A 21,174-nucleotide genomic window follows, 5' to 3' on the forward strand; every position below is an offset into this window, starting at 1 on the left:
GCGCGCGGGCCGGGTCGCGCCCGGCAACCGGCGCAACCCGTCATTCCCTGGAGTCAACGATGCAACCGCAACTGCCGATCGACGTCGATCCGAACACCGGCGTCTGGACCACCGACGCGCTGCCGATGCTGTACGTGCCGCGCCACTTCTTCACCAACAACCACGTGGCCGTGGAGGAAGCGCTGGGCCGGCAAGCCTATGCGGAGATCCTCTACAAGGCCGGCTACAAGTCCGCCTACCACTGGTGCGACAAGGAAGCGGCGCAGCACGGCATCAGCGGCATGGCGGTGTTCGAGCATTACCTGAACCGCCTCTCGCAGCGCGGCTGGGGCCTGTTCAGCCTCATCGAGGCCGACCCGAAGCGCGCCCATGCGCGCATCGAGCTGCGCCACTCGTCGTTCGTGCTGCAGCAGCCGGACCAGCTCGGCAAGCTCTGCTACATGTTTGCGGGCTGGTTCGCCGGCGCGATGGACTGGGTCAACGACACCACGCCGGAAGGCCAGGGCGCGCCGCGCGCGTTCTCCACCGAGGCGCAGTGCGCCGGCGAGCATCACGGCCATCACGGCCACTGCGTGTTCGACGTGTCGCCGCTCGCGGCCTGATTCCCCAATACCCCACACGACAAGAACACGCCAGAGGTCGCCCGCGATGCGTTATCCGAACCTGTTCAAGCCCTTGACGCTCAACCAGCTCACGCTGCGCAACCGCATCGTCAGCACCGCGCACGCGGAGGTCTATGCGGAGCCGGGCGGCCTGCCGGGCGACCGGTACATCCGCTATTACGAAGAGAAGGCCAGGGGCGGCGTGGGCCTGGCCGTCTGCGGCGGCTCGAGCCCGGTGTCGATCGACAGCCCGCAGGGCTGGTGGAAGTCGGTGAACCTGTCGACCGACAGGATCGTCGATCCGCTTTCGCGGCTCGCCGAGGCGATGCACCGGCACGGCGCGAAGATCATGATCCAGGCCACCCACATGGGTCGCCGCTCGGCATTCCACGGCGAGCACTGGCCGCACCTGATGACGCCCTCGGGCGTGCGCGAGCCGGTGCATCGCGGCAACGCGAAGATCATCGAGGTCGAGGAGATCCGCCGCATCATCGGCGACTTCGCGGCCGCAGCGAAGCGCGTGAAGGACGCCGGCATGGACGGCATCGAGATCTCGGCCGCGCACCAGCACCTGATCGACCAGTTCTGGAGCCCGCGCACCAACTTCCGCACCGACGAGTGGGGCGGCAGCCTGGAGAACCGCCTGCGCTTCGGCGTGGAAGTGCTGAAGGCGGTGCGCGAGGCGGTGGGGCCCGATTTCTGCGTCGGCCTGCGCATGTGCGGCGACGAATTCCACGAGGACGGCCTCGACCACGAGCAGCTGAAGGAGATCGCGCAGGCGATGTCCGAGTCGGGCCTGATCGATTACCTCGGCGTGATCGGCTCGGGCGCCGACACCCACAACACGCTCGCCAACTGCATGCCGCCGATGGCGCTGCCGCCCGAGCCGTTCGTGCATCTCGCGGCCGGCATCAAGTCGGTGGTGAAGATCCCGGTGATGCACGCGCAGAGCATCCGCGACGCCGGCCAGGCCGAGCGGCTGCTCGCCAGCGGCATGGTGGACCTGGTCGGCATGACGCGCGCGCAGATCGCCGATCCGCACATGGTGATCAAGATCCGCGACGGCCGCGAGGACGAGATCAAGCAGTGCGTGGGCGCGAACTACTGCATCGACCGCCAGTACAACGGCCTCGACGTGCTCTGCGTGCAGAACGCGGCCACCTCGCGCGAGGCGACCATGCCGCACGTGATCGAGAAGTCGCGCGGGCCGAAGCGCAAGGTGGTGGTGGTGGGCGCGGGCCCCGCCGGGCTCGAAGCCGCGCGCGTGGCGAAACTGCGCGGCCACGACGTGGTGCTGTTCGAGAAGCACACCGAAGTGGGCGGCCAGATCATGATCGCGGCCAAGGCGCCGCAGCGCGAGCAGATGGCCGGCATCGTGCGCTGGTTCGACATGGAGACGAAGCGGCTCGGCGTGGACCGCCGGCTCGGCGTGGCCGCCGACGAGAAGCTGATCCTGGCCGAGAAGCCCGACATCGTGGTGCTGGCCACCGGCGGCGCCGCCTTCACGGGCCAGGTACCCGCATGGGGCGTGGCCGAGGGCCTCGCGGTCAGCGCGTGGGACATCCTCACCGGCCGCGTCGAGCCGAAGCAGAACGTGCTGATCTACGACGGCGTGAGCACACACGCCGGCGCGGGCGTGGCCGATTTCATCTCGAGCCGCGGCTCGCAGGTGGAGATCGTCACGCCCGACGTGAAGGTGGCCGACGACTGCGGCGGCACCACGTTCCCGATCTTCTATCGCCGGCTCTACGCGCAGGGCGTGATCCACACGCCGAACTACTGGCTCGATCGCGTCTATGAAGAGGACGGCAAGACCATCGCCGTGCTGCGCAACGAGTACACCGAGGAGCAGGAGGAGCGCGCGGTCGACCAGGTGGTGATCGAGAACGGCTCGACGCCGAACGACGAACTGTACTGGAAGCTCAAGCCCGAATCGGTCAACCGCGGGCAGGTGGACGTCCACAAGCTGTTCGCCGCCGAGCCGCAGCCGAGCCTGTCCGAAGCACTCGGCAACGGCCGCTTCCTGCTGTTCCGCGTCGGCGACTGCATCTCGATGCACAACATCCACGGCGCGATCTACGACGCGCTGCGCCTCGTGAAGGATTTCTGACCATGAATCCGGCTTTCCTGATTACCGCGCTGCTGTGGCTGTCGGTGGCGGGGCTCGCGTTCGCGGTCGCGAAGCGCTCGGCCTACTGGCGCGGCGGGCGCGCCACGGCGCCGGGCGCGTTCGGCATCGGCCACCTGTTCACGATCCCGAAGCGCTATTTCGTCGACCTGCACCACGTGGTGGCGCGCGATCCGTACATCGCCAAGACCCACGTGGCCACCGCCGGCGGCGCGATCGCCGCGCTCGCGCTGGTGTTCGTCAACTACGGCCTCGCGGTCTACTCGCCGTGGCTCGACCGGCTGATCTTCCTCGCCGCGCTGGCGATGCTGGTGGGCGCGGTGTTCGTCTGGCGCCGCCGCGCGGCGCGCGACGTGCCGGCACGGCTGTCGCGCGGGCCGTGGAATACGCTGCCCTGGCTGCTCGGCTCGTTCGCGCTCGGCCTCGTGCTGTTCGCGCTGGTGCCGGCCGGCGCGATGTCGGGCGCGTTCGCGGTGCTCTGCGCGCTGCTGATCGCCGTCGGCGCGTTCGCGATGACGTTCGGCGCCGCCCGGGGCGGCCCGATGAAGCACGCCATCGCCGGCCTGCTGCATCTGGCGTTCCATCCGCGCCAGGAGCGCTTCGCGGCGAGCCGCGAGAGCTATACCGGCAACGGCACGGCGGTGCCGCCCACCGCGCTGAAGCTGCCCGACATCGAGCAGCGCGAGTACGGTGCGGGCAAGCCGGTGGAGTTCCGCTGGAACCAGCTGCTGAGCTTCGACGCCTGCGTGCAGTGCGGCAAGTGCGAGACCGCCTGCCCCGCGTTCGCCTCGGGCCAGCCGCTGAACCCGAAGAAGCTGATCCAGGATCTCGTGACCGGCATGGCGGGCGGCACCGATGCCGGCTACGCGGGCAGCCCGACGCCGGGCATCGCCGTGGGCCGCCATGGCGGCCAGCCGGACGGCCCGATCGTCTCGGGTCTGATCGAGGCCGACACGCTGTGGTCCTGCACCACCTGCCGCGCCTGCGTGCAGGAGTGCCCGATGCTGATCGAGCACGTGGACGCGATCGTCGACATGCGCCGCAACCAGACGCTGGTCCACGGCACGGTGCCGGGCAAGGGCGCCGAAGTGATCGCGAACCTGCGCGAGACCGGCACGATGGGCGGCTTCGACACCGCCGCGCGCTACGACTGGTCGGTCGATCTCGAGGCGCCGGTGGCGCAGCCGGGCCGCCCCGTGGACGTGCTGATCGTGGCCGGCGAGGGTGCCTTCGACATGCGCTACCAGCGCACGCTGCGCGCGTTCGTGAAGGTGCTGAACAAGGCCGGCGTGGACTACGCCGTGCTCGGCCGCGTCGAGACCGACACCGGCGACACCGCGCGCCGGCTCGGCGACGAAGCCACCTTCCAGCAGATGGCGAAACGCCTGATCGCCACGCTCGACGCGCTGTCGTTCAAGCAGATCGTGACGGCCGACCCGCACGTGATGCACAGCCTGCGCAACGAGTACCGCGCGCTCGGCGCGCGCTACACGGTCAAGCATCACACGGCGTTCGTCGCCGAGCTGGCCGAGGCCGGCCGGATCGCGCCGAAGGCGAGCGAGGCGCTGCGCGAGAAGAAGATCACCTACCACGATCCCTGCTACCTCGGCCGCTACAACGGCGAGACCGAGGCGCCGCGCAAGCTGCTGAAGACGATCGGCATCCAGGTGGTGGAGATGGAGCGCAACGGCATGCGCGGACGCTGCTGCGGCGGCGGGGGCGGCGCGCCGCTCACCGACATCCCCGGCAAGCAGCGGATTCCCGACATCCGCATCGCCGACGCGCGCGCGATCGGCGCCGAGATCGTCGCGGTGGGCTGCCCGAACTGCACCGCGATGCTCGAAGGCGTGGTGGGACCGCGCCCCGACGTGCTCGACGTCGCCGAACTCGTCGCCGCCTCGCTGGAGTGATTCGATGAACACGATCAAACGACTCGATCCGCGCCGGCCGTTCGTGGTCACGGCGGCCGGACTCAAGCGCATCACGCTCGGCGAGACGGCCGTGGCGGGCGCCAGCCTCGCGCTCTGGACCGGCCATGCGCACGGCAGGGACGCGGCGAAACCGCGGCGCACGCTCGACGCGGCCGGCCAGGTGCTGCTGGTGGTGGCGCATCCCGAACGCGGCGCGCTCGACGACCACGCGCGGCAGGCCGTGGCCGCCGCGGCGCTGATCGCCGACGCGCACACCGCCGTCGCGCTGCTCGCGTTCGGCGAGCTGAAGGACGATCCGGCCGCGCTCGGCATCGACCGGCTCATCGAGCTGCCCGGCTTCGAGCGCCGCGCGTTCGCGCCCGACGACGAACTGCACGCGCTGCTCGGCTGCGCCGCCGCGCTTTCGCCGCGCCATGTGTTCGTGCCCGACAACGCCACCGGCGACGGCGATCTCGGCCGCCGCTACGCCGCCGCGCTCGGCGCGAGCGTGGCCGCCAACGTGGTCGAGATCGACGCGAAACACGTTGGTGTGTACGCCGACGCGAAGCGCCGGTTCGCCACGCGCGCGCTGCCCGACGTGGTGCTGCTCGCGCCGAACACGGTGGAGCCGAAGCTGCCGTTCGTCGGCGCCGGCGAACGGCTCGATCCGTCGTTCGCGCTCGGCGGCGACGTGCGGGCGGGCACCGCCGGCACGGCCGGCACAGTGAATCGGGCCGCCGGCGGCCGCTACCGCGATCTCGGCCTGGAGGAAATCGACGCGGCGCAGGTCGCGCTCGAGGAGGCCGACTTCATCGTCTCGGCCGGCAACGGCGTGACCGACATCGGCGCGTTCGAGCAGCTGGCCGGCGTGTTCGGCGCCGCGATCGGCGCGAGCCGCGTGGCGGTGGACAACGGCCACTTCACGCGCGACAAGCAGGTGGGCGCCACCGGCAAGACCGTCGAGGCCAGCGTCTACATCGCGTTCGGCATCTCGGGCGCGGTCCAGCATCTGCAGGGCATCAAGGACTGCCGGCACGTGATCGCCGTGAACCTCGACGCGAGCGCGCCGATCGCCAAACGCGCGAACCTGACCGTGGTGGGCGACGCGCAGGCGACCATCGCCGCGCTGATCGAACAAGTCAACGCCGCGCGCGCGGCCCGCGGCCGTGCCGACGCGCCCGGCGCGTCCGGCGCGCGGCATCTGGAAGGAGTGGCCGCATGAACAGCTCCCGCAAGCCGTCGCGCATCGCCGTGCTGGTGTCGGTCGGCCGGCATCCCGTGAGCGGCGCGCCGCGCTACAGCCGCAACGACGCGGCCGCGCTCGAGATCGGCCGCGCGCTGGCCGCCGAACACGGCGCGCGGCTGGAAGTGCTGCACGCGGGCGACCCCGCGAATCCGGCACTGGCCGACTATCTCGCGCTCGGCGCGAGCCAGCTGGAGGTGCTCGAATGCCGGCCCGGCGACGACGCGATCGACCCGCTCGCCGAGCGGCTGGCCGGCTGCGATCTGGTGCTGACCGGCACGCGCGCCGAAGGCGCGTTCGACACCGGCATGCTGCCGTACCAGATCGCGGCGCGGCTCGATTTCGGGCTGGCCGGCACGGCCGTGGACGTCGCGCTGCGCGACGGTTGCGCCGAGATCCGGCAGTTCCTGCCCAAGGGCCTGCGCCGCAAGGTGGCCGTGACGCTGCCGGCGGTGGTGGCCGTGCATCCGCTGGCCGGCGTCGAGCCTCGCTACGCCTACGCGCGGCTGCGCGAGGGCCGCATCGAGGCGCGCCCGGCGGCGGTCTCGCCGTCGGCCGACTTCGAGGCCTGGCGCAGCGCGCCCGCCGAGCGCAAGCCCGTCAAACTGGTGGCCGCCGAGAAGCGCTCGGGGCATGCGCGGATGCTGTCCGCGACCACCACCGAGAGCCGCGGCGGCAACGTCGTAATTGAGGGGAGTTCGGTCGAAAAAGCACAAGTGATCCTGGCGTATTTGCGCGAGCATCAACTGATCGATTACTGATATCCGGCCCGTGCCGGTCGGCAGGAAACAAGGATAGAGTCCGGAGCAAACGATGAATCAAACGGCAGACATTCGTGCGCTGGTGGCGCGCCGCCAAGCGGGTTACAGCCTGGAAGCCCCGTTCTATCTGAGCGAGGAGATCTTCCAGCTCGACATGGACGCGATCTTCCGCAGGCACTGGATCCAGGTCGCGATCGAGCCGGACGTGCCGGAGCCGGGCGACTACGTGACGGTCGAGCTCGGCAGCGACTCGATCCTGATCGTGCGCGACGACGACATGGCGATCCGCGCGTTCCACAACGTGTGCCGCCACCGCGGCGCGCGCCTCTGCAACGAGGACAAGGGCTCGGTCGGCAACATCGTCTGCCCGTACCACAGCTGGACCTACAACCTGAGCGGCGCGCTGATGTTCGCCGAGCACATGGGCGAGAAGTTCGACCGCTGCAAGCACAGCCTGAAGCCGGTGCATCTGCAGAACCTGGGCGGCCTGCTGTTCGTCTGCCTCGCCGACGAGCCGCCCGCCGATTTCGCCACGCTGCGCGCCGCGATGGAGCCGTACCTGCTGCCGCACGACCTGCCGAACACGAAGATCGCCGCGCAGATCGACATCATCGAGGAAGGCAACTGGAAGCTGACGATGGAGAACAACCGCGAGTGCTATCACTGCGTCGCGAACCATCCGGAGCTGACCATCTCGCTGTACGAATACGGCTTCGGCTACCAGCCGTCGCCGGCCACCGCCGAGGGCATGGCCGCGTTCGAACGCACCTGCGTGGAGCGCGAGCAGCAATGGGGCGAGATGGGGCTGCCGTCGGTGGAGGTCGAGCGCCTGCTCGACATCACCGGCTTTCGCACCCAGCGCCTGCCGCTCGACCGCAGCGGCGAATCGCAGACGCTCGACGCGAAGGTCGCCTCGAGGAAGCTGCTCGGCGAATTTGAGCGCGCCGACCTCGGCGGCCTGTCGTTCTGGACCCAGCCGAACTCGTGGCACCACTTCATGAGCGACCACATCGTGACGTTCTCGGTGATCCCGCTGTCGGCCGGCAAGACGCTGGTGCGCACCAAGTGGCTGGTCCACAAGGACGCGAAGGAAGGCATCGACTACGACGTGAAGAACCTGACGGCCGTCTGGAACGCCACCAACGACCAGGATCGCGCGCTGGTGGAATTCTCGCAGCGCGGCGCGGCCAGCAGCGCCTACGAGCCGGGCCCGTATTCGCCGTACACGGAAGGGCTGGTCGAGAAGTTCTCGGCCTGGTACATCGGCCGCATGGCCGCCTATCTGGGCGCCTGACGCGACGCGGAGCGAGACATGATGCGAGATGCCGCCCATTTCGAACCGGTGGACAGCCGCGTGACGCAGCCCGACTTCTGGCGCGCGCTGCCCGAGCGCTGGACCAGCGACGTCGAGGAAACGCTGACCTGCTGCCATGTGCGGCAGGAGACACACGACGTGAAGAGCTTCTTCTTCCGCTCGCCCGCCGGCCGCGCGTTCGCGTTCGAGCCGGGCCAGTTCGTCACGCTCGAACTCGAGATCGACGGCGAGACGATCAACCGCTGCTACACGATCTCGTCATCGCCGGCGCGCCCGCACACGCTGTCGATCACGGTCAAGCGCGTGCCGGGCGGGCGCGTGTCCAACTGGCTGCACGACAACCTGCAGGCGGGCGCGGCGGTGCGCGTGCTCGGCCCGGCCGGCGAGTTCACCTGCGCGCGCCATCCGGCCCGCAAGTACCTGTTCCTGTCGGCCGGCTCGGGCGTCACGCCGCTGATGTCGATGAGCCGCGCGCACCACGATCTGGCCGAGGATCGCGACATCGTGTTCGTCCACAGCGCGCGCACGCCCGACGACATCATCTTCGCGCGCGAGCTGGACCTGATCGCCGCGAACCAGGCCAACTTCCGCACCGCGTTCGTCTGCGAGCGGATCGGCGCGCGCACCAACTGGCACGGCGTGACGGGCTACCTGTCGCTGCCGCTGCTGAAGCTGATCGCGCCGGACTTCATGGAGCGCGAGGTGTTCACCTGCGGGCCGGCGCCGTACATGAAGGCGGTGCGCGAGCTGCTGGACGAGGCCGGCTTCGAGCGCAAGCAGTATCACGAGGAAAGCTTCTCGTTCGAGACGCTGCTCGACGAGGCCGCGCCCGAGGTGGTCGAGACGCTGGTCGAGGAAGGCGTGCCGGTGCCCGACACCACGCACTACACCGTCTCGTTCGCGAAGAGCCACCGCGAGATCAGCTGCGGCGCCGACCAGCACGTGCTCGACGCGGCGCGCCAGGCCGGCGTGCGGCTGCCCTCGTCGTGCTCGCAGGGCATGTGCGGCACCTGCAAGGTCAAGCTCGTGTCGGGGCAGGTGGAGATGAAGCACAACGGCGGCATCCGCCAGCGCGAGATCGACAACGGCATGGTGCTGCTGTGCTGCAGCAAGCCGCTGTCGGACCTGGTGGTCGACAAGTGAAACAATCCGTGCCGGCGCGTCGTTTATGAGCAAGGACGTGTCGGAAAACGACGATACCGGGGAATTGTGGCTGTGGAACCTAGAGAGACCCCAAATGAGACATGCCTCGGCATGCCCACGACCACCCCAAGGAGATCGACCATGAAGTTCATCGGAAAGCTGGCCTGGTGCGGCGCGTTCGCCGCGCTGCTGACGGTCTGTGCCCCCGCTTCCGCCGACACCAAGCCGACGCTGAAGATCGGCTACGTGGAAGGCTGGGACGACAGCGTCGCGACCACCAACGTCGCCGCGCAGATCATCGAGAAGAAGTTCGGCTATTCGGTGCAGCTGGTGCCGGTGGCCGCGGGCGTGATGTGGCAGGGCGTGGCGCGCGGCGATCTCGACGCGACGCTGTCGGCCTGGCTGCCCGTCACGCACGGCGCGTACTGGGATCAGTTCAAGACCAAGGTGGTCGACCTCGGCGCGAACTACCCGGGCGCGAAGATCGGCCTGATCGTGCCGACCTACGTGAAGGCCAAGAGCATCGCCGACCTCGAAGGCGAGAAGGCCGACTTCGCCGGGCGCATCGTCGGGATCGACGCGGGCGCGGGCGTGATGCGCAAGACCGACGACGCGATCAAGGCCTACGGCCTCAGCTACACGCTGCTGGCCAGTTCGGGCAGCGCGATGACGGCCGAGCTGTCGCGCGCCGAGAACGCGAAGAAGCCGATCATCGTGACCGGCTGGGTGCCGCACTGGATGTTCGCGAAGTGGGACCTGCGCTTCCTCGACGACCCGAAGAAGATTTACGGCGAGGCCGAGCACGTGGACAGCGTCGCGAACCCGGCGCTGGAAACCAAGGCCAAGCCGGTGGTGGCGTTCCTGAAGAAGTTCCAGTGGAAGCCGGGCGAGCTCGATTCGGTGATGCTCGCGATCCAGGGCGGCGCGAAGCCGGACGTGGCCGCGGGGCAGTGGATCGCGGCCCATGGCGACCGCGTGAAGGCCTGGACCGACGGCGCGCAGTAAGCCGCGAAGCCGGTACGACTGCGCTGTTGATGAGGAAAACGAAGTAAAGAATGCCCGTCCGGTCGTTGGTCGGACGGGCTTCTTTTTTTCTGAAAATCCGCGCTTTTGACGGGTATTTTGTGAAAGCGTTGTTACACTACGACCCTTGTGCGGATACCTGCCGGGAGGTTCTGGATGAGTGAAGCCGGACTGCGCGCGCGCAGCACCCGCGAGGTCGATACGACCATCTCACATGAAGAAGAAGGCCGCACGCTGCACCGCGGCCTCAGCTGGAAGGATGCCTTCTGGGTGACGAGCGGCGTGCCGGCCGGCGTGCTGTTCACGATCGGCGGCGTGTGCGCCACCATCGGCCAGCCGGCGTGGGCTGTCTGGATCGGCGCGATCACGATGGGCCTGATCCAGAGCGCGACTTATGCGGAAATCTCGGGGCTGTTTCCGCATAAGTCGGGCGGCGCGTCGGTGTACGGCGCGATCGGCTGGGTACGCTACGGCAAGCTGATCGCACCGGTGTCGGTCTGGTGCAACTGGCTCGCCTGGTCGCCGATGCTCGCGCTCGGCTGCGGGCTCGCCGCGAGCTACGCGCTGACCTCGCTGTTCCCCGCCGACGCAGCGATCCAGCACTGGCAGTGGACCCTCGCCAATCTCGGCTTCATCAAGCCCGGCCTCACGCTGCGCATCAACGCGACCTTCGTGATCGCGGCCGCGCTGCTGCTGATCACGTTCCGGCTGCAGCACAGCGGCGCCTCGAAGGCGGCCCGCACGCAGCGCATCCTCGGCATCGCCTCGCTCACGCCGCTCTTGATCGTCGGCATCGTGCCGTTCGTCACGGGCGACGTGCCGATGTCCCACTTGCTGCCACTGCTGCCGCTCGGCCACGACGCGCACGGCCACCTCACCGCCGAACGCTTCGGCGCCTGGAACGGGCAGGGCGTGGTGATGGCGCTCGGCGCGATGTTCATGGCCGGCTGGGCCTCCTACGGCTTCGAGACGGCGGTCTGCTACACGCGCGAATTCCGCGACCCGCGCCGCGACACGGCCCGCGCGATCTTCTGGTCCGGCGCGCTGTGCCTGGTGGTGATGACACTCGTGCCGATGGCGTTCCAGGGCGCGCTCGGCACCGGCGCGATGCTCGACCCGAAGATCGGCGACGGCACCGGCGTGGCCGCCGCGATGGCGCGCATGGTGGGCGGCGGCGCCTGGGTGGCCAACGCGCTCGTCGTGATGCTGATGCTGTCGATCCTGCTGATCGTGATGACCTCGATGATGGGTTCGTCGCGCACGCTCTATCAGGCCTCGGTGGACGGCTGGCTGCCGAAGTACCTCTCGCACGTCAACGAACACGGCTCGCCGACGCGCGCGATGTGGACCGACCTCGGCTTCAACCTCGTGCTGCTGATGATGTCGGACTACATGACGGTGCTGTCGATCTCGAACGTCTGCTACATGATCTTCGTGTTCCTGAACCTGCAGTCGGGCTGGATCCACCGCATGGATCGCGGCGGCTGGGAGCGGCCGTTCCGCTGCCCGACCTGGCTGCTGGTGGCGGGCTCGGTGTGCGGCTACCTGAACCTCGTCTATGTCGGGGCGGGCGCGAACCTGCAGGGCGACGGCACGCTGCGCAACGGGCTGATCGCGATGCTGCTGATCGTGCCGGTGTTCGTCTACCGCCACTACTGGCAGGATCGCGGCCGGTTCCCGAAGCCGATGCAGCGCGACATGGCGCTGGCCGTGCCGCGCCGGCACCGGCTCTACGACGCGGCGCCGTATGCGGCGCTGCTCGCGGCGGCGCTGACGATCGCGGTCTCGTATCACCTGGCCTGGGGTTGAGCCGGCGCCCGCCACGTCGACGTTGGGTCAGGCCAGCGCGTGCCGCGTGGTTAGCACCTCGTCGATCAGGCCGTAGCGCTTCGCATCCTCGGCCGACATGAAGTGGTCGCGGTCGGTGTCGCGCTCGATCTGCGCGATGCTTTGCCCGGTGCAGTCGGCCATCACGGCGTTGAGCCGCTCGCGCAGGTACAGCACCTCGCGCGCCTGGATGCCGATGTCGGCGGCCGTGCCCTGGCTGCCGCCCGAGGGCTGGTGGATCATGATCCGCGCGTTCGGCAGCGCGTAGCGCTTGCCCTTGCGGCCGGCGGCCAGCAGCGAGGTGCCCATGCTGGCGGCCAGGCCGGTGCAGAGCGTCGAGACGGCCGGCTTGATGAACTGCATGGTGTCGTAGATCGCGAGCCCGTCGTAGACCGAGCCGCCCGGCGAATTGATGTAGAGCGAGATGTCCTTGTCGGGGTTCTCCGATTCGAGGAACAGCAGCTGGGCGACCACGAGGCTCGCCGATTGTTCGTTGACGGGGCCGACCAGGAACACGATCCGCTCGCGCAGCAGCCGGGAATAGATGTCGTAGGCGCGTTCGCCGCGCCCCGATTGTTCGATGACGGTCGGCACGAGCCCGAGACTCGACGACCACGGTTGAAGCGAAAGCGGCATGGCGCATCCTTTGGCGAAAAAAATGACGAGGGGAGCGCACGATCGCCCGGGTTGGCGGCGGCGTCGCGCTCCGTGCCCATGACGGGCCGGCGCGCGCGCGCGTGACGAAAATTTTTTTCGCGCGGCCTGTCACGCCGGGCGGCCCTCGTCCGTCATACGCGCAACCCCCGGCGTTCTGGCAGACTACGAGCGCTGGCCCACCCCGGATGGAGCACCTCGCATGACCGACTCTCGGCCCGATTTTCAGCCTGACCCGCGTACAGGCGCGTTCCCCGATTTCTTCGTTCTCCAGCGTCGGCGCCTGCTGTCGATCGCTTACCGGATGCTCGGCAGCCACGCGGAGGCCGAGGACGTCGTGCAGGACGCGTGGCTGCGCTGGCAGGCCGGCGCCACGGCCGCGCTGCGCGAGCCGGCGGCGTGGCTGACCACGGTGGTCACGCGGCTGTCGATCGACCGGCTGCGGGCGCTGCGCACCGAACGCGATGCGCGGCGGGACGGCTGGCTGCCCGAGCCGTGGCTCGCGCCGGTCGCGCCGTCCGTCGAGGATCTCGTGCTGGACGGCGCCCAGCTGTCCTATGGCCTGATGCTGCTGCTCGAACGGCTCTCGCCCGACGAGCGCGCGGCGTTCCTGCTGCGCGAGGCGTTCGACTGCGATTACGCCGCGATCGGCGCCGCGCTCGAACGCTCCGAGGCGCACTGCCGGCAGCTCGTGCATCGCGCGCGCGGCAGGCTGGCCCGCGCCGGGCAGGCGATGCAGCCGGCCGATCTGGCGCGGCGGCGGCAGGAGGTCGAGCGGCTGCGCGCCGCGATCGAGGCACAGGATCAGGCGGCCGTGCTCGACGCGCTGGCCGGCATGCGGCGCGTGGGCGACACGAGCGAGCCGGTACGCGCGAGCGCGCGCGGCGAACCGGTGGCGCTGGGCGCCGACGCCGGTTTCGCCTGGATGGTGGACGGCGAGGTCACGGCGCTGTGGGTGCCGTGCCTCGATGCGGATGGCCGCCCGACGCTGCGCGTCGTCACGCAGGCCGCCGCGCTGGCGGCCGCGAACCGGGCCGTCGGGCGCCGGGCAGTGGCCGCGCTGCTGGCCCGCCTGTTCCGCGGCGCCGCGCTCGCGAGTCCGGCCACCTACAGCTGACGCGGCGCCTGATGCTTGTCGTTTAAAAAAAGAGACCCGCTCGCATCGCTGCGCGCGGGCCTTCAAGGTCAGAGACGAGGAAATCCCATGCATCGCGTGCCGGCGGCCAGCCCGCGATGTGAGAAAGCGAGAGCCCTTACTGCCCGAACACCACGGTGCGATCGCCGTTCAGGAACACGCGGCGCTCGATGAACGCCTTCACGGCGCGCGCGAGCGTGATCGATTCGACGTCGCGGCCCACCGTCAGCAGCTGCTCGGGCCGGTACGCGTGATCGACGCGCTCCACCACCTGCTCGATGATCGGGCCTTCGTCGAGATCGTCGGTCACGAAATGCGCGGTGGCGCCGATCAGCTTCACGCCGCGCGCGTGTGCCTGATGGTAGGGCTTCGCACCCTTGAAGCCGGGCAGGAACGAGTGGTGGATGTTGATCGCGCGGTTGGCGAGCCGCGCGCTCGTGCCGGGCGACAGCACCTGCATGTAGCGCGCGAGGACCACCAGCTCGGCGCCGCTCGATTCGAACAGGTCGAGCCACTGCGCTTCCTGCTGCGCCTTGGTCTCGGGCGTGATCGGGAAATGGCGGAACGGCAGCCCGTGCTGGGCCGCGAGCGGTTCGAGATCGGCGTGGTTCGAGGCGATCGCGACGATGTCCATCTTCAGCTCGCCCATCTTCCAGCGGAACAGCAGGTCCGCGAGGCAGTGCTCGAGCTTCGAGACGAGGATCATCACCTTCGGACGCGCGCCGGCGTCGTGGATCGCCCACTGCATGTCGAAGCGCGCCGCGATCGGCGCGAACTCGGCGCGCAGCGCGTCGATGTCGGGCGCATCGCCCTCGGCGGACGGATGGAACGCGCAGCGCACGAAGAAGCGCCCGCTCAGGTCGTCGTCGAACACGGTCAGTTCGTCGACGTAGCACTGGTGGCGGTCGAGCACGCCGACCACGGCGGCCACCTGGCCGGCGGCGCTCGGGCACGACAGCGTCAGCAGGAATCGGGAGTTGCGTTCGGAGCCGGACATGCTTTCCTCGGATCACGGCGGCGCGGCGCGCCGCACGCGGCCGCACCGAAGCGGCCGGTGCCCAGTAGACCAGCTGTGCCCCCCGGTGGATAGAATCGAAACGCCGAGATGCTGGTATCTGTGCGCCAGACCCGGAAACGGCGTCGATAAATGTAGACCCGGACATCGGCCCCGGCGAACGCCGTCGACGAAATCAGACCGCCGAAACCCGCTCTCCGTTCAGGCCGCGAGCGGCGCGCGGCAGGTGTCGAACAGCCAGCGGCGAAAGCGGCCGACGGCGGGCGCCTCGGGGCGCGAGGGCGGGCGCACCACGAAGTAGCCGCGCTCGGTGAGCACGGTGGCGTTGACGCAGCGCACCAGCTGCCCGGAGGCCACCAGCTCGTCGACGAGCGGCGCCCAGCCCAGCGCGATGCCCTGGTTCATCAACGCCGCGTGGACCACCAGCGCGTAGCTGTTGAAGGTGAGCCCGTGCGGCTCGGGCGGCGCGATCAGGCCGTGCGCGCCGAACCAGCCGTGCCAGGCCAGCCAGCGCTCGGGCCGGGTGGCCTGCACGTGCAGCAGCGGCAGCGCAAGCAGGTCGGCCGGCCCGGCGATGCCCGGGTGCGCCGCGAGGAAGGCCGGCGAGCAGACCGGCGTGACCGCTTCCTCGAACAGCCGCGTGGAGGTGCAGGACGGCCAGTCGCCGTCGCCGAACAGGATCGCGATGTCGGCCGGGTCGCGCAGCAGGTCGGCCTGCTGGGCCGTGACGACGCGCACGTCCACGTCGGGCATTTCCTGCTTCAGCTGCGCGAGGCGCGGCATCAGCCAGTAGGTGGCGAAGCCGACGTCGGTGACGAGCGTGAGCGCGCCGCGCGCGCGGCGCTCGCGGATGTCGGCCGTGGCGCAGCGCAGCGTGTCGAGGCTCCGGCGCACCGCCTCGAAGAGCCGCGCGCCGTCCTCGGTCAGCGTCACGCCGCGATGGCCGCGCTCGAACAGCGGCGCGCCGAGCGCTTCCTCCAGCTGCACCACGCGCTGGCTGACGGCCGGCTGCGTCGAGCCCAGCTCGCGCGCGGCGGCCGTGAAGCTCGCGTGGCGCGCCGCCGATTCGAATGCGGAGAGCGCCTGCATCGGCGGCAAGCGGTCGGGTCTGTCCATAAGCACCTCTGATGGCTCATAAGCAATCGACGTCTTCCCCGCGCCATTGCGGCCGGCGACAGTGACGGCAGCCGCGACGCGCCCCGGAGGGCCAGCCCGGGTTCCCCGGCGTTGCCGCGATCCCGTCGATTCTAATTCAGTCAATTCGCGATGCTTAACACGAAGCCGAATATCCTTATCTTGATGGCGGATCAACTGACGCCGTTCGCGCTCGCCGCCTATGGCCACCGCGGCGCGATCACGCCCACCATCGACCGCCTCGCCACCGGCGGTGTGGTGTTCGAGTCCGCGTACTGCGCGAGCCCGCTGTGCGCGCCGTCGCGCTTTTCGTTCATGGCCGGCAAGCTGCCGGCCGCGATCGGCGCCTACGACAACGCCGCCGAGCTGCCCGCGCAGACGCTGACCTTCGCGCACTATCTGCGCGCCGCCGGCTATCGCACGGCGCTGGCCGGCAAGATGCATTTCTGCGGACCGGACCAGTTGCACGGTTTCGAGGAGCGGCTGACCACCGACATCTATCCGGCCGATTTCGGCTGGGTGCCGGACTGGACCAGACCGGCCGAGCGGCCGAGCTGGTATCACAACATGGGCTCGGTACTCGACGCCGGCCCGTGCGTGCGCACCAACCAGCTCGATTTCGACGACGAGGTGACGTTCGCCACGCGCCAGAAGCTCTATGATCTCGCGCGCGAGAAGGCGGCCGGCCACGACACGCGGCCGTTCTGCCTCGTGATGTCGCTCACGCATCCGCACGATCCGTATGCGATCACGCGCGAGTACTGGGATCGCTATCGCGACGAGGACATCCCGATGCCGGCCGTCACGCTCGGCCTCGACGAGAGCGATCCGCATTCGCGGCGGCTGCGCGCCGTCAGCGAGACCGACCGCACGCCGCTGAGCGAGGCGCAGGTACGGGCCGCGCGGCGCGCCTACTACGGCTCGACCTCGTATGCGGACGCGCAGTTCGGCGCCGTGATGAACGCGCTGGAGGCCTGCGGGTTCGCCGACGACACGATCGTGATCGTCACCGCCGACCACGGCGACATGCTCGGCGAGCGCGGGCTCTGGTACAAGATGACGTTCTTCGAGGGCGGCTGCCGCGTGCCGCTGATCGTCCACGCGCCGGGGCGCTTCGCGGCCTCGCGGGTGGCCGCCTCGGTCTCTCACGTGGACCTGCTGCCCACGCTGGTCGAGTTCGCCACCGGCGGCACGCCCGACGAATGGCCGGACCCGGTCGACGGTCGCAGCCTGGTGCCGCATCTGAGCGGCACCGGCGGCCACGACGAAGCGCTCGGCGAGTATCTGGCCGAAGGCGCGATCGCGCCGATCGTGATGATCCGGCGCGGCGACTGGAAATTCATCCATTCGCCTGCCGACCCGGACCAGCTGTTCAACCTGCGCGACGACCCGCGCGAACTCGTCAACCTGGCCGCCGATCCGGCGCTCGGCGCGCGGGTTGCCGAGTTTCGCGCCGAGGTGGCCCGGCGCTGGCGGCTCGACGCGATCCATGCCGACGTGCTCGCGAGCCAGCGGCGGCGGCGCTTCCATTTCGCGGCCACCACGCAGGGCCGCATCGCCTCGTGGGACTGGCAGCCGTTGCAGGACGCGAGCCAGCGCTACATGCGCAACCATCTCGAACTCGACGCGCTCGAAGCGATGGCGCGCTACCCGCGCCCGCAGTGAATCCGGCCTTCTCCCCACCACAGGAATCCTCGATGAAACGACTCTTCCGAACCGCACGGCCGGCGCATCGCGAGCGCCGCGGCATGGTTTCCGCCGCTTTCGCATCGGCCGCGATGGCCGTCATGGCTGTATCGACCACGATGGCCGTGACGCTGACCGCGCCGGCCGCGTTCGCCGCCGAGCCGGCCGCCTGCACCGAGGTGCGGATGGCCGCGCCGGGCTGGACCGACATCGACGCGACCAACGCGATGACCGGCGTCGTGCTCGACGCGCTCGGCTACCGGCAGCACGTCTCGAACCTGTCGGTGCCGATCACGTTCCAGGGGCTCAGGAAAGGGCAGATCGACGTGTTTCTCGGCAACTGGATGCCGGCGCAGGGGCCGCTCGTGAAGCCGTTCGTCGACGACAAATCGGTCGAGGTGCTGCACGCGAACCTGAGCCACGCCAAGTTCACGCTGGCGGTGCCCGACTACGTGGCCGCCGCCGGCGTGCATTCGTTTGCCGATCTCGGCAAGTACGCGGACCGCTTCGAAGGCCGCATCTACGGCATCGAGCCCGGCGCGCCGGCCAACCAGAACATCCGGCGCATGATCGCCGACAAGGCGCTCGGCAACGGCAGCTGGACGCTGGTGGAATCGAGCGAGACCGGCATGCTCACGCAGGTCGAGCGCGCCGAGCGCGACCACAAGTGGATCGTGTTCCTGGCCTGGGAGCCGCACCTGATGAACACGAAGTTCCACCCGGTCTACCTGTCGGGCGGTGACGCGTGGTTCGGCCCGGACTACGGCGGCGCGACCGTCAACACCGTCGCGCGCAGCGGCTATGCGAGCCAGTGCCCGAACCTCGGGCGGCTGTTCCGGCAGGTCACGTTCAGCGTCGATCTGGAGAACGCGATGATCGCCTCGATGCTTCTCGACAAGCAGTCCCCCGCCGACGCCGCGAAACGCGCGCTGCACGACCACCCGGAGCTGCTGACCGGCTGGCTCGACGGCGTGACCACCACCAGCGGCGCGCCCGCGCTGCCGGCCGCGAAGGCCGCGCTCGGTCTGCACTGAGCGCCGCGTCGCTACGGATTGCAGAACGACGCGTGCCGCCGGCGCGGCGGCATGGGTGAGGCTGCCGGTGTTTTCCAGAGCAGTCGCACACAGACCATTTGACGTCGTTCGCAGACGGGTGGGCCATAAATTGGGTTTGTATTTTTGCTCGACGGGTGCCGATCGTGAGCCGGATCGAAACGGCCCTGCCGGCGGTACCCGTTTCATGCAAGGCGTCGGGCTCGCGCGTCGCGTGGGTCATTCTTCCAACAACGATGCAGGTTTGGGGTTGCCACGATGAAAAAGAAAATCAGGCTCGCCGCGGCGGGCGCCGCCGCGCTGACGATGGCCGGCGCGGCGCCGGCCGCCCACGCGCAAAGCAGCGTGACGCTGTACGGCATCATCGATGCCGGTATCACCTACGCGAGCAATTCAGGCGGCGCGCACGTCTTCAAGTTCGACGACGGCGTGTCCTACGGCAACCGGATCGGCTTCAAGGGCACCGAGGATCTCGGCGGCGGCCTGAAGGCCGTGTTCGCGCTCGAGACGGGTTTCCGGCTCGGCAACGGGCAGCTCGGTTTCGGCGGCGCGCTGTTCGGCCGCCAGGCTTATGTCGGACTGCAGAACGATTGGGGCACGCTGTCGTTCGGCGACCAGCTCGACATGACCGACGAGATGGTCTACCTGACCAACGTGTCGGCCTGGGCGAGCGGCTACGCGATCCACCAGGGCGACTTCGACCGCTTCAACGGCGACCGCCTGCCGAACTCGGTGAAGTTCCTCTCGAACACGTTCGGAGGCTTCAAGTTCGGCGGCATGTACTCGTTCGGCAACGTGGCCGGCAACTTCCATCGCAACAGCGCCTACAGCCTCGGCGCGAGCTACGCGCACGGCGATTTCTCGGCCGGCGCCGCCTACACGCAGCTGAACAACCCGAGCGGCATCTACGCGTTCGATCCCTACGCGATGATCGGCACCAGGACCTTCCTCGGCCAGCCCACCGTCAGCGTCGATCCGGCCACCGGCGCGCGCACCGACCTGTTCGCGAGCACGCCGATGGCCATCGACAAGCAGGGCACGTTCGGCACCGGCGCGAGCTACGCGATCGGCAAGGTCACGCTGATCGGCAACTTCACCTACACCACCATCAAGGGCTTCGGGCAGTCCTCGCACATGCAGGTCTACGAAGGCGGCGCGACCTACCAGTTCACGCCGGCGCTGAGCCTGGTGGGCGGCTACCAGCACACGCGCTTCGAGGGCCATCACTGGAACCAGGGCTCGGCCGGCCTGCACTACCTGCTGTCCAAGCGCACCGACATCTATCTCTCGGGCGATTACCTGCGCGCCTCGAACGGCGTGGACGCCGTGATCGGCTACAGCTTCACGCCGTCCACCACGCCGACCCAGGCGGACGTGCGGATCGGCATGCGGCATTCGTTCTGATTCACGGGCAGGCGGGGCGAGGCGCAGCGCGCTTCGTCCTGCTCGACGGCATGCGGTTCGCAGCGGCGGGCCGGGGTGGCGCGATGCGTGCCGCCCGGCCCGTCCTGTTTTTTCGACGGACTGCCGTCGCGCGCCGTCCCGCGACCGCTCGCTTCAGCGCACCGCGTGGCGGTCGTTGCGCGGGCTCGCGCCGAAGCGCACGCGGTAGCTGCGCGAGAAATGCGACGGCGATTCGAAGCCGCAGGCCACGCAGATCGCGGTGATCGTCATGTCGGTCTGCTGCAGCAGCTCGCGCGCGCGGTCGAGCCGCAGGTTCATGTAGAAGCGCGTGGGCGTGTCGTCGAGCGTCGCGCTGAACAGGCGTTCGAGCTGGCGCCGCGTGATGCCCACGTCCTGCGCGAGCGCGTAGGACGACAGCGGCGTTTCCGTATGGCGCTCCATCGCGCCGATCACCTGGATCAGCTTGCGGTTGTGGACGCCATAGCGCGCGGCGATCTCGAGCCGCTGGCGGTCCGAGTGCTGGCGGATGCGGCCCACCACGAACTGCTCGGAGATGCTCGCCGCCAGGTCCGCGCCGTGACGCCGGCCGATCAGGTCCAGCATCATGTCGATCGAGGCCGTGCCGCCCGCGCAGGTGATGCGCCGCTCGCCCGTTTCGAACAGCTCCTGCGTGGCGGTGAGGCGCGGATAGCGCTCGCGGAACGCGGCCAGCGCCTCCCAGTGCAGCGTCAGCGTATGGCCCGGATCGAACAGGCCCGCCTCGGCCAGCACGAAGCTGCCGGTGTCGATCGCGCCGATCGTGGCGCCGCCGTGATGCTGGCGGCGCAGCCAGTCGCCGAGCGTGCGCGTGTAGCAGGCGAGCGGCTCGAAGCCGGCGATCACGAACACCGTGCCGGTCGGCCCGACCTCGCCGAACGCGGCGTCGGCGTTCAGCGCGACGCCGTTGCTGGCCGTCACCGGCGCGCCGTCGATGCTGAGCAGCTGCCAGCGATAGAGTTCGGGGCGGAAGCGGTTGGCCACGCGCAGCGGCTCGATCGCCGACATGCAGCCGAGCGCGGAGAAGCCGGGGAGCAGCAGGAAGTGGAAGGTTTCCGGCATGAGCGGGCGAATCGGTGGGGGTGGGGCGCGCTCGATTATAGAGG

Annotated in this window: 17 protein-coding genes; 13 read left to right on the top strand and 4 right to left on the bottom strand. The window is 69.4% G+C overall.

Features of this window, described 5'->3' with window-relative positions:
- The first annotated feature begins 59 nt into the window (after positions 1-59).
- The 9 genes from BpN12_RS03620 (at position 60) to BpN12_RS03660 (ending at position 11,934) form a co-directional block, all read left to right on the top strand.
- A complete protein-coding gene (locus BpN12_RS03620) occupies positions 60-602 on the top strand; it encodes a DUF5943 domain-containing protein (protein ID WP_246793949.1) in 543 nt (180 codons plus the stop codon).
- Positions 603-648: 46 nt separating this feature from the next.
- Positions 649-2,712 (top strand): NADH:flavin oxidoreductase, encoded by a 2,064-nt coding sequence (locus tag BpN12_RS03625; RefSeq protein ID WP_246793950.1) that lies wholly within the window; start codon positions 649-651, stop codon positions 2,710-2,712.
- A 2-nt stretch (positions 2,713-2,714) separates the two neighbouring features.
- Positions 2,715-4,640 (top strand): (Fe-S)-binding protein, encoded by a 1,926-nt coding sequence (locus BpN12_RS03630; RefSeq protein ID WP_246793951.1) that lies wholly within the window; start codon positions 2,715-2,717, stop codon positions 4,638-4,640.
- A gap of 4 nt (positions 4,641-4,644) precedes the next feature.
- Positions 4,645-5,862 (top strand): electron transfer flavoprotein subunit alpha/FixB family protein, encoded by a 1,218-nt coding sequence (locus tag BpN12_RS03635; protein ID WP_246793952.1) that lies wholly within the window; start codon positions 4,645-4,647, stop codon positions 5,860-5,862.
- Complete coding sequence (locus BpN12_RS03640; RefSeq protein WP_246793953.1) at positions 5,859-6,644, top strand: electron transfer flavoprotein subunit beta/FixA family protein; 786 nt, start codon at positions 5,859-5,861, stop codon at positions 6,642-6,644. The genes BpN12_RS03635 and BpN12_RS03640 overlap by 4 nt, the downstream gene beginning before the upstream one ends.
- A gap of 52 nt (positions 6,645-6,696) precedes the next feature.
- Complete coding sequence (locus tag BpN12_RS03645; protein WP_246793954.1) at positions 6,697-7,938, top strand: aromatic ring-hydroxylating oxygenase subunit alpha; 1,242 nt, start codon at positions 6,697-6,699, stop codon at positions 7,936-7,938.
- A gap of 18 nt (positions 7,939-7,956) precedes the next feature.
- Positions 7,957-9,102 carry an FAD-binding oxidoreductase gene (locus BpN12_RS03650; RefSeq protein ID WP_246793955.1) on the top strand — a complete coding sequence of 382 codons (1,146 nt, stop codon included), beginning with the start codon at positions 7,957-7,959 and terminating at the stop codon, positions 9,100-9,102.
- Between the two features lie 141 nt (positions 9,103-9,243).
- Positions 9,244-10,107, top strand: a complete 864-nt coding sequence (locus BpN12_RS03655) for a glycine betaine ABC transporter substrate-binding protein (RefSeq protein WP_246793956.1) — start codon at positions 9,244-9,246, stop codon at positions 10,105-10,107.
- A 174-nt stretch (positions 10,108-10,281) separates the two neighbouring features.
- Entirely contained in the window at positions 10,282-11,934 is a 1,653-nt protein-coding gene (locus tag BpN12_RS03660; RefSeq protein ID WP_246793957.1) for a trimethylamine N-oxide permease, read from the top strand.
- A 27-nt stretch (positions 11,935-11,961) separates the two neighbouring features.
- Here the strand turns inward: BpN12_RS03660 and clpP are convergent, their stop codons facing one another.
- Positions 11,962-12,588 carry an ATP-dependent Clp endopeptidase proteolytic subunit ClpP gene (gene clpP / locus BpN12_RS03665; RefSeq protein WP_246793958.1) on the bottom strand — a complete coding sequence of 209 codons (627 nt, stop codon included), beginning with the start codon at positions 12,586-12,588 and terminating at the stop codon, positions 11,962-11,964.
- A gap of 220 nt (positions 12,589-12,808) precedes the next feature.
- On the opposite strand from clpP, the gene BpN12_RS03670 reads away from it, so the two are divergent.
- On the top strand, positions 12,809-13,723 hold the full coding sequence (locus BpN12_RS03670) for a sigma-70 family RNA polymerase sigma factor (protein ID WP_246793959.1): 915 nt from the start codon (positions 12,809-12,811) through the stop codon (positions 13,721-13,723).
- 136 nt (positions 13,724-13,859) lie between these two features.
- Here BpN12_RS03670 and purU read toward each other — a convergent pair whose 3' ends face one another.
- Positions 13,860-14,738 carry a formyltetrahydrofolate deformylase gene (gene purU / locus BpN12_RS03675; RefSeq protein WP_246793960.1) on the bottom strand — a complete coding sequence of 293 codons (879 nt, stop codon included), beginning with the start codon at positions 14,736-14,738 and terminating at the stop codon, positions 13,860-13,862.
- A 219-nt stretch (positions 14,739-14,957) separates the two neighbouring features.
- Entirely contained in the window at positions 14,958-15,845 is an 888-nt protein-coding gene (locus BpN12_RS03680; protein ID WP_246794615.1) for a choline sulfate utilization transcriptional regulator, read from the bottom strand.
- A gap of 177 nt (positions 15,846-16,022) precedes the next feature.
- Here BpN12_RS03680 and betC point away from each other — a divergent pair, with 177 nt between their 5' ends.
- From betC to BpN12_RS03695, 3 genes are all read left to right on the top strand, one after another.
- Positions 16,023-17,555 carry a choline-sulfatase gene (gene betC, locus BpN12_RS03685; protein ID WP_246793961.1) on the top strand — a complete coding sequence of 511 codons (1,533 nt, stop codon included), beginning with the start codon at positions 16,023-16,025 and terminating at the stop codon, positions 17,553-17,555.
- 113 nt (positions 17,556-17,668) lie between these two features.
- Positions 17,669-18,610 (top strand): choline ABC transporter substrate-binding protein, encoded by a 942-nt coding sequence (gene choX / locus BpN12_RS03690; protein ID WP_246793962.1) that lies wholly within the window; start codon positions 17,669-17,671, stop codon positions 18,608-18,610.
- Between the two features lie 276 nt (positions 18,611-18,886).
- Positions 18,887-20,032, top strand: coding sequence for a porin (locus tag BpN12_RS03695; RefSeq protein ID WP_246793963.1), 1,146 nt, complete (start codon positions 18,887-18,889; stop codon positions 20,030-20,032).
- Between the two features lie 153 nt (positions 20,033-20,185).
- Here BpN12_RS03695 and BpN12_RS03700 read toward each other — a convergent pair whose 3' ends face one another.
- Positions 20,186-21,130, bottom strand: coding sequence for a GlxA family transcriptional regulator (locus tag BpN12_RS03700; protein ID WP_246793964.1), 945 nt, complete (start codon positions 21,128-21,130; stop codon positions 20,186-20,188).
- Positions 21,131-21,174: the final 44 nt, after the last annotated feature.

The organism is Burkholderia perseverans (assembly GCF_022870505.1).
Lineage (GTDB): Bacteria > Pseudomonadota > Gammaproteobacteria > Burkholderiales > Burkholderiaceae > Burkholderia > Burkholderia plantarii.